This window comes from Devosia sp. (genome assembly GCF_040509215.1).
GTDB lineage: Bacteria > Pseudomonadota > Alphaproteobacteria > Rhizobiales > Devosiaceae > Devosia.
This window is the reverse complement of record NZ_JBEVLL010000185.1, coordinates 1-6,683: the sequence shown is the minus strand read 5'-3', so window position 1 is coordinate 6,683 and position 6,683 is coordinate 1. Positions and strand designations below refer to the sequence as shown.

Here is a 6,683-nt window from a genome sequence, read left to right as displayed (position 1 = left end):
GCCTTGTCCTTGGCAAAGAGAACGATCTCTTCAAGGCTCTTGCCCTGCAGGTCCGGGTTCTTCTCAACAAACCCGTTGAGCGCCGTCACATAGGCCTGATGATGCTTGCCGTGGTGCAGCTCCAGCGTTTCCTGGCTCATGCCGGCACCGGCCAGCGCATTGGTGGAATAGGGCAGGGTGGGGAGTTCAAAGGCCATTTCGGGGCTCCTTCAAAAGCGCTTCCGAGAACCAGAAACGCGACCGGCTTGCCATTGTTGGCCATCCGGAGTATTTTCCAAGCAATGACTTTGAAAACCCATTCCACGAATATGTCAAGTTCGGACTTGGAAAATTACGCATGGTCGCCGCGCAGCCCCGGCGAGCGTGTGCTCATGGCCCTGAAAATGCGTTCTGGCCTCTCCTCGTCCGCCATCGGCGAACAGTTGGGGATCACCGGCGAAGCTGCGCGCCAGCAATTGCTGCGCCTTGCGCAAGAAGGCCTCGTCGCCTCCGAGAACATCTCCTCCGGCGTCGGCCGCCCGACCCAATCCTGGTCGCTCACATCAGCCGCCCAGTCCCGCTTCCCCGATACGCACGCGGCCCTCACCGTCCAGCTCCTCGATCTCATCGGCTCGACCCTCGGCGAAGGCGCCCTCGACACCATCATCACCGCCCGCGAAACCCTCACCCGCGAGGCCTATGAAGGCGCCGTATCGGACAAGCCAGACCTGAAGGATCGCGTCGCCGCCCTCGTCGACCTGCGCAGCCGCGAAGGCTATATGGCCGATTGGAACGAGCAGCCAGACGGCTCGCTGCTGCTGGTCGAAAACCACTGTCCCATCTGCGCCGCCGCCACAGCCTGCCAGGGCTTTTGCCGCGCCGAACTCGACGTTTTCCGTGCCGTCCTCGGCCCCGACGTCAATGTCGAGCGCGAAGAACACATCGTTAGCGGCGGTCGTCGCTGCTCCTATCGCATTACCTCCGAGTCCGCCTCATGACCGAACCCCGCCCCCCCGTCGGCACGCGCCTCACCCGCATTGGCTGGGACACCCCCGAAGGCCTCGACGAAGCTCTCATCCAGCAGGTCGTCAACGAATTCTACGCCGCTGCCCGCCAGGATGCCGTCATCGGTCCGGTCTTCAATCGCGTCATCCCCGAAGCCGACTGGCCGGCCCACCTCGCCACCATCGCCGATTTCTGGAGCTCCATGCTGCTCGGCACCGGCAAATATGGCGGCCGCCCCATGCCCAAACACATGGCCATCCCCGAGCTTGAAGACGCCCACTTCATGCGCTGGCTTCGCCTCTTCCGCGAAACCGTCACGCGCCTCTGCGCGCCCGAAATCGCCGAAATCTTCATCGAGCGCTCCGAACGCATCGGCAATTCCTTCCGCATGAACATCGCCATGCGCCGCGGCAACGACATCACCACCATGGGCCCGCTAAAACGCGAACCGCCCGCGGTCTGGACGCCTGACAAGTCCTAATCCCCCAAACCGTCACCCTCGGGCTTGACCCGAGGGCTCTGCACTTACCGACGCTCGGTGATTGCTCCCCCCTGACGACACCCAAGTTTGAGCGTATCCTTCCCCCAAAAGGGAAGGAGTATCTGTCATGGCAACATTGGTCAGGTTGACCCAGGAGCAGATCGAGCAATTGCTCGACGACGCGGACGACATGGAACGCGCCCTCAAGGACATGCACGAGGAACTGATCACCCTCGGCGTCCCCAACGACACCGCCACCCGCTTCAGCAAACTCCACGACCGCTTCAGCGGCTGGATCGGCTTCCTCCGCCGCCAGCGGGAACTCGGCTCCGAGCCGCCGGCGCAGTAACGCCTACGAGCACAAGTCTATCCCCTCCGTCGTCATTGCCGGGCTTGTCCCGGCACTCCATCTCGCCTCCTTGTGGGACCATCGAGACAAGCCCGGTGGTGACGACCGACAAATAGACGTCGCTAACGCTACCTAATCATCCAACCCGTCCAAAAACTCCAGCACCACCCCATTAAACACCCCAGGCCGCTGCACCGGCGCAAAGTGGCTCACGCCGGCCATCTCGACATACCGCCCCCCCGGCACCGTCTCCGCGATGTACCGCGCATGGTCGGCTCGAATGAACTCGTCCCGCTCCGATTGCGCCACCGTCACCGGCACACCAATCGCGCGCAGGTCCGCCGCCGAATAGTCCGGCTGGCTCCCCTGCATCACCTGCAGCTTCTCGCTCATCTCGTCGAACCGCTCCGGATGCGGCGACAGCGCGGCATAATCCTTCTGATGCCGCGCCAGGCATTTCCCGATCGTCTCCGTAAACTCAAACGGCAGCGTCCCGCTCGGATCGACATTGCAGGCAAAGAAAAACACCCCGGCCACGCGCTCCGGCGCGGCCTTCGCCATGGCGAGGCCCGCACAAGCCCCATCGCTCCACCCGACGACGGCCACGCTGTCGACCTCCAGCCGATCCAGCACCGCAAAGGCATCCCCGGCGAACTGGGCATAAGAAAACGCCCCGCCATCCCAGGAACTGCGCCCATGCCCCCGGCTATCGATCACCACCACGCGATAACCAGCTTCGATCAGCGCCGGCACCTGATGCCCAAAATTGTTGGAATTCCCCATGCCGCCATGCAGCAAAAGCACCGCAGGCCCCGCGCCGAAGCTGGCGAACCACACTCGGGCGCCGTCGCGCTCCAGATACTCGCCCCCTGCCGGCAGGGCAGGGGGACCGTCTTGCGCAAAAAGGTCGAGGCCGTCGTCCTGGAAAGTGTCTTCCATATTGTCCCTCCATCTATGACATCGCCGCGACGAGTGCACAAAACAGCTTTCGACTGTTGGGCGGGACTTTATCGCAGAAGCGGCAGATCGATAGGAATATCGCGTTCCAGCACCAGTACGCCGTCTTGCACAGTCAACCGCCCATGATGGATCACCGTCGCCCGCGATCGCGCATCCGGCGGCCCCTCCTTATGCCCCAGCTCATCCCATTCGGGATGGGTGAAATAGTAAAGCGCACCGTGATCACCCACGACGACCACCTGGGCATGGCGCATGAACTTGTGGTCCAGCGCATCCACGCCCGGCTCACCGCCCACAATCCCCTGCCGCACCCAGTTCTTCGTGTCGTCCGAGCGATAGACCGCCTGGCCCCGCCATTCATCGACGATCAGCCAGTAAAAACCGCCCAGCCGAAACACATTCGGCCCCTCATGCGGCGGCGCATCCGGCGATCCCGGCAGCACCAGCCCCTCGAGTTTCCAGTCGAACATATCCGTGCTGGTCGCGCTCCAGGTGCTCGAACCCTGGCCCTCGTCCTTGTACCACATGCGCCAAAGCCCATCCGGGCTCTTGAAGACACATGCATCGATGCAATTCGTGCTCGAAAGCTTCAGCGGCCCAACCCGCGTCCAGTTCTCAAGATCATCGCTGACAAAATGCGTGATCGTCCGCGGCACCTTCCAGTGCGTCGGTACCCCGGTGATATAGCTGAGGAACATGTGATACCGCCTCTCGGCAAAGATCACCTCCGGCGCCCAATGCGTATTGAGCCCATCATCCCCGGGCGCGTCGAGCCCCTTCACCGTATCCCGATAGTGCCAGCTCGCCCCATCGTCCGTGGACACCGCGACCCCAATCGGCGATCCATGGATCCAGGAAAACCCCTCTCCCCCGGCCGCCGCCCGGCGATTGGTATAAAACATCCACCACTCATTGGTGCCTTCCCGCCGGATCACCGTCGGATCAGCCGCCCCATCCTCGATCGGGTCCCGAAATATCGGCGCGCTCATTCTTCACCTCTCCCTTTGGGGGAGAGGTCGGCGCGCAGCGCCGGGTGAGGGGGCCTTGCGAAACTACCCATAGACTCTCACTTCCCGCCCATCCGGCCGCGCCACCAGCTTCCCAGCCTGACCAACCAGTCCATTAGCCGCCGTCACCATCCCCGGATCGGTCGCGAGCTTCCCATCCCCCGCATCGTCGGTGGAAAGCACCGAAGCCTTCAGCAGCTTCGAATAGGGATGCTGCGGATTATCCAGCACCGTCCTTGCATCGCCCATCTCAACGATCCGCCCGCGCTGCATGATGATCAGCCGGTTGGAAATGTAATAGGCCGTCGCCAGGTCATGTGTGATGTAGATGACCGACACCTTCAGGTCATCCCGCAGGCTCTTGAGCAGATTGACTATGCTCATGCGCAGCGACGCGTCCACCATCGACACCGGCTCGTCCGCGATCAGCAGCGGTGGATTGGGGATCAGCGCCCGCGCGATGGCACAACGCTGCAATTGCCCGCCGCTCATCTCATGCGGAAAGCGCCCGCGAACCTCTTTCAGGCTCAACCCCACCTTCTGCAGCGCCTCGTCCATCGCCCGGTCGATCACGGCCTTGTCGCGCGTCTGCAAAAACCGCCGCGCCGTACTTTCGAGATACCGCTCGATTTTCTTCAGCGGATTGAACGCCTCGAACGGGTTCTGAAATACCGGCTGCACCTGGCTCATGAAGGCGAGCTTTTCCGCCCGCCCCGCATGCCGGGTCACCTTGTTCCCGCGAAACAGGATTTCCCCTTCGCTCGGGTCTTCCAGCCCCAGAATCATCCGCGCCAGCGTCGTCTTCCCCGATCCGCTCTCGCCGATAATGGTGAAAATCTCCGGGTTCTCCGCACTCAGCGAAAAACTCGCATCCATCACCGCGTCGACGGTCTTGCGGCCAAAAATCCCGCCCATCGTAAAACGCTTTGATACGTCCCGCACATCTAGAAGCGTCGTCATGCCATCACTCCCGATGGTGCACTGGCCCCAACCAGCGGTTTCACATCCTGCCAACGCCAGCAGGCGGTCCGATGATCCGGCCCCACCTGTTCGAGCGGCGGCGCTTCCTGCCGGCATTTGTCCACGGCCAGCGGACAGCGCGGATGGAACCGGCAGCCCTGCGGTGGATCAGCCAGATTGGGCGGTCGCCCTTCGAGCGCCGGCCGCTGCTTGGTGTCGCCAATGCGCGGCAAGCTTGCCACCAGATGCGCCGTATAGGGATGCTTTGGCGCAAAGAACATGTCCCGCGTCGGCCCCTCTTCGACAAGGCGTCCGGCATAGATGATGCCCACCCGGTCAGCCACGTTCGCATGCACGCTCATGTCATGCGTCACGAACACCACGGCCGCGTTCATCTCCTTCTGGATGTCGCGGATAAGGCTCAGCACCTCCTTCTGCACCACCACGTCGAGCGCCGTCGTCGGCTCGTCGGCAATGATGAATTCGGGATGGCAAACGGTCGCGAGCCCAATGGTCACGCGCTGCCGCATGCCGCCCGAAAGCTCATGCGGATAGGCCCTCAACACCTCCGACGGGAGCTTCAGCCGCGCCAGATGCGCAATCACCCGGTCTTCAAACGCTTTGCCCGTCAGCCCCATCGGCCGCGAGGCAAAGTCATGAAAGGTCCGCCCGATGCGCCGCACCGGGTTGAGCACGCTCATCGAGCCCTGCATGATGTAGCTCAGGTGCTTCCAGCGGACCGCCTCGATCTCCCTGGGCGTCGCCGTCGCCACCTCGAACGGCCCATTCTTGAAGTCGAATTTCACCGACCCTTCCACGACCCGCAGCGGCGGGCGAATGGCGGCTGCCAGCACCTTGATGAAGCTTGTCTTGCCCGAAGAGCTTTCCCCGGCAATGCCATAGACCTCGCCCTTGCGCACGGTCATGGTGATCCCGTCGACCGCCCGAACTTCCCGGCGCACGCCAAAGTAGTTCATCTGGTAATAGGCCTTCAGCCCTTCGACTTTAACGATATCCTCGGCCATGGCCTCAAGCCCCCATGCGGCGCAGGCGGCTGCGCGGGTCGATATATTCGTTCATGCTGACAGCCAGCAGGAACAGCCCCAGGAAGGTCATGACGATCAGGATCACCGGGATGACGATCCACCACCACACCCCGACGACCATCGCCGAGTGCGAATTGGCCCAGTAGAGAACGGTGCCGATGGTGGGATTGTTGATATTGGTGAAGCCAAGCACGGCCAGCGTCACCTCCATGCCGATCGACCAGAGCATGTTGTTCATGAAGGTCGAAAACACGATCGGCATCACATAGGGCAGGTGCTCTTCGAGCAGCACTTTGCGCGTCGACATCCCGGCAAACACGGCATGCCGCGTAAATTCGCGATGCTTCAGTCCCAGCGCCACCGACCGGATCAGCCGCGCGTCAAACGGCCAGCCGAAACAGGCCAGGATGAGCGCCATGGTAAAGCTGTCCATGTTGTTGCGCAGCACGAAGTAGAAGAGCACGAGGATCGGGAAGATCGGCACGGAGACGAAAATGTCGTTGATGAACATCAGCACCCGGTCGACCCAGCCGCCGAGATAGCCCGCAGCGAGCCCCACCGTGATCGAGATGATACGGCTCAAGACAGCGACGGTGATGCCGAAGATCAGGCTGTTCTTGAACGCCGCCGAAAGCTGCCAGAACAGGTCCTGCCCGCGCGAGTTGGTGCCGAACCAATACTGCGCTGAAGGCGGCTGGTCGGGAATGGTCATGTAGATCAGGCTGGGGTCCATCGGCGCGAAGAACGACAGCGAGGCAAAGATCACCATGATCCCGACGAGGATCAGCCCGATGGTAAACTCGGCATTGTAGCGGATGAGATCGCGAAAAACGGCGAACATGGCTCTACTCCGCCCGAACGCGCGGATCGAGCAGCGGGTGCAGCAAGTCCACGAC

8 protein-coding genes and 1 pseudogene are annotated in these 6,683 nt (G+C 62.3%); 3 read left to right on the top strand and 6 right to left on the bottom strand.

From position 1 onward, the window contains the following. Positions 1 to 197, bottom strand: a pseudogene (locus ABW043_RS10305) (superoxide dismutase); the annotation flags it as partial. Positions 198 to 371: 174 nt separating this feature from the next. Here ABW043_RS10305 and ABW043_RS10300 point away from each other — a divergent pair. From ABW043_RS10300 to ABW043_RS10290, 3 genes are all read left to right on the top strand, one after another. Continuing rightward, complete coding sequence (locus tag ABW043_RS10300; RefSeq protein ID WP_353921122.1) at positions 372 to 977, top strand: helix-turn-helix transcriptional regulator; 606 nt, start codon at positions 372 to 374, stop codon at positions 975 to 977. Then, the gene (locus ABW043_RS10295; RefSeq protein ID WP_353921121.1) at positions 974 to 1,465 is read left to right on the top strand and encodes a group III truncated hemoglobin; all 492 of its coding nucleotides are present in this window, start codon (positions 974 to 976) and stop codon (positions 1,463 to 1,465) included. Before ABW043_RS10300 ends, ABW043_RS10295 begins: the two co-directional genes overlap by 4 nt. Positions 1,466 to 1,592: 127 nt before the next feature. Then, positions 1,593 to 1,814, top strand: a complete 222-nt coding sequence (locus tag ABW043_RS10290) for a hypothetical protein (RefSeq protein ID WP_353921120.1) — start codon at positions 1,593 to 1,595, stop codon at positions 1,812 to 1,814. 132 nt (positions 1,815 to 1,946) lie between these two features. Here the strand turns inward: ABW043_RS10290 and ABW043_RS10285 are convergent, their stop codons facing one another. The 5 genes from ABW043_RS10285 to ABW043_RS10265 form a co-directional block, all read right to left on the bottom strand. Then, positions 1,947 to 2,753 (bottom strand): alpha/beta fold hydrolase, encoded by an 807-nt coding sequence (locus tag ABW043_RS10285; RefSeq protein ID WP_353921119.1) that lies wholly within the window; start codon positions 2,751 to 2,753, stop codon positions 1,947 to 1,949. 68 nt (positions 2,754 to 2,821) lie between these two features. Continuing rightward, positions 2,822 to 3,763: a family 43 glycosylhydrolase gene (locus ABW043_RS10280; protein ID WP_353921118.1), complete on the bottom strand. Its 942-nt coding sequence runs from the start codon at positions 3,761 to 3,763 to the stop codon at positions 2,822 to 2,824. 63 nt (positions 3,764 to 3,826) lie between these two features. Then, the gene (locus tag ABW043_RS10275; protein WP_353921117.1) at positions 3,827 to 4,741 is read right to left on the bottom strand and encodes an ABC transporter ATP-binding protein; all 915 of its coding nucleotides are present in this window, start codon (positions 4,739 to 4,741) and stop codon (positions 3,827 to 3,829) included. Next, positions 4,738 to 5,766, bottom strand: a complete 1,029-nt coding sequence (locus ABW043_RS10270) for an ABC transporter ATP-binding protein (RefSeq protein ID WP_353921116.1) — start codon at positions 5,764 to 5,766, stop codon at positions 4,738 to 4,740. Before ABW043_RS10270 ends, ABW043_RS10275 begins: the two co-directional genes overlap by 4 nt. A 4-nt stretch (positions 5,767 to 5,770) precedes the next feature. After that, the gene (locus ABW043_RS10265) at positions 5,771 to 6,628 is read right to left on the bottom strand and encodes an ABC transporter permease (RefSeq protein WP_353921115.1); all 858 of its coding nucleotides are present in this window, start codon (positions 6,626 to 6,628) and stop codon (positions 5,771 to 5,773) included. Between the last annotated feature and the right edge of the window lie 55 nt (positions 6,629 to 6,683).

Coding starts and splice junctions, on each gene's coding strand:
- ABW043_RS10300 (WP_353921122.1), top strand. CDS start 372: ATGGCCCTGAAAATGCGTTCTGGCCTCTCCTCGTCCGCCATCGGCGAA.
- ABW043_RS10295 (WP_353921121.1), top strand. CDS start 974: ATGACCGAACCCCGCCCCCCCGTCGGCACGCGCCTCACCCGCATTGGC.
- ABW043_RS10290 (WP_353921120.1), top strand. CDS start 1,593: ATGGCAACATTGGTCAGGTTGACCCAGGAGCAGATCGAGCAATTGCTC.
- ABW043_RS10285 (WP_353921119.1), bottom strand. CDS start 2,753: ATGGAAGACACTTTCCAGGACGACGGCCTCGACCTTTTTGCGCAAGAC.
- ABW043_RS10280 (WP_353921118.1), bottom strand. CDS start 3,763: ATGAGCGCGCCGATATTTCGGGACCCGATCGAGGATGGGGCGGCTGAT.
- ABW043_RS10275 (WP_353921117.1), bottom strand. CDS start 4,741: ATGACGACGCTTCTAGATGTGCGGGACGTATCAAAGCGTTTTACGATG.
- ABW043_RS10270 (WP_353921116.1), bottom strand. CDS start 5,766: ATGGCCGAGGATATCGTTAAAGTCGAAGGGCTGAAGGCCTATTACCAG.
- ABW043_RS10265 (WP_353921115.1), bottom strand. CDS start 6,628: ATGTTCGCCGTTTTTCGCGATCTCATCCGCTACAATGCCGAGTTTACC.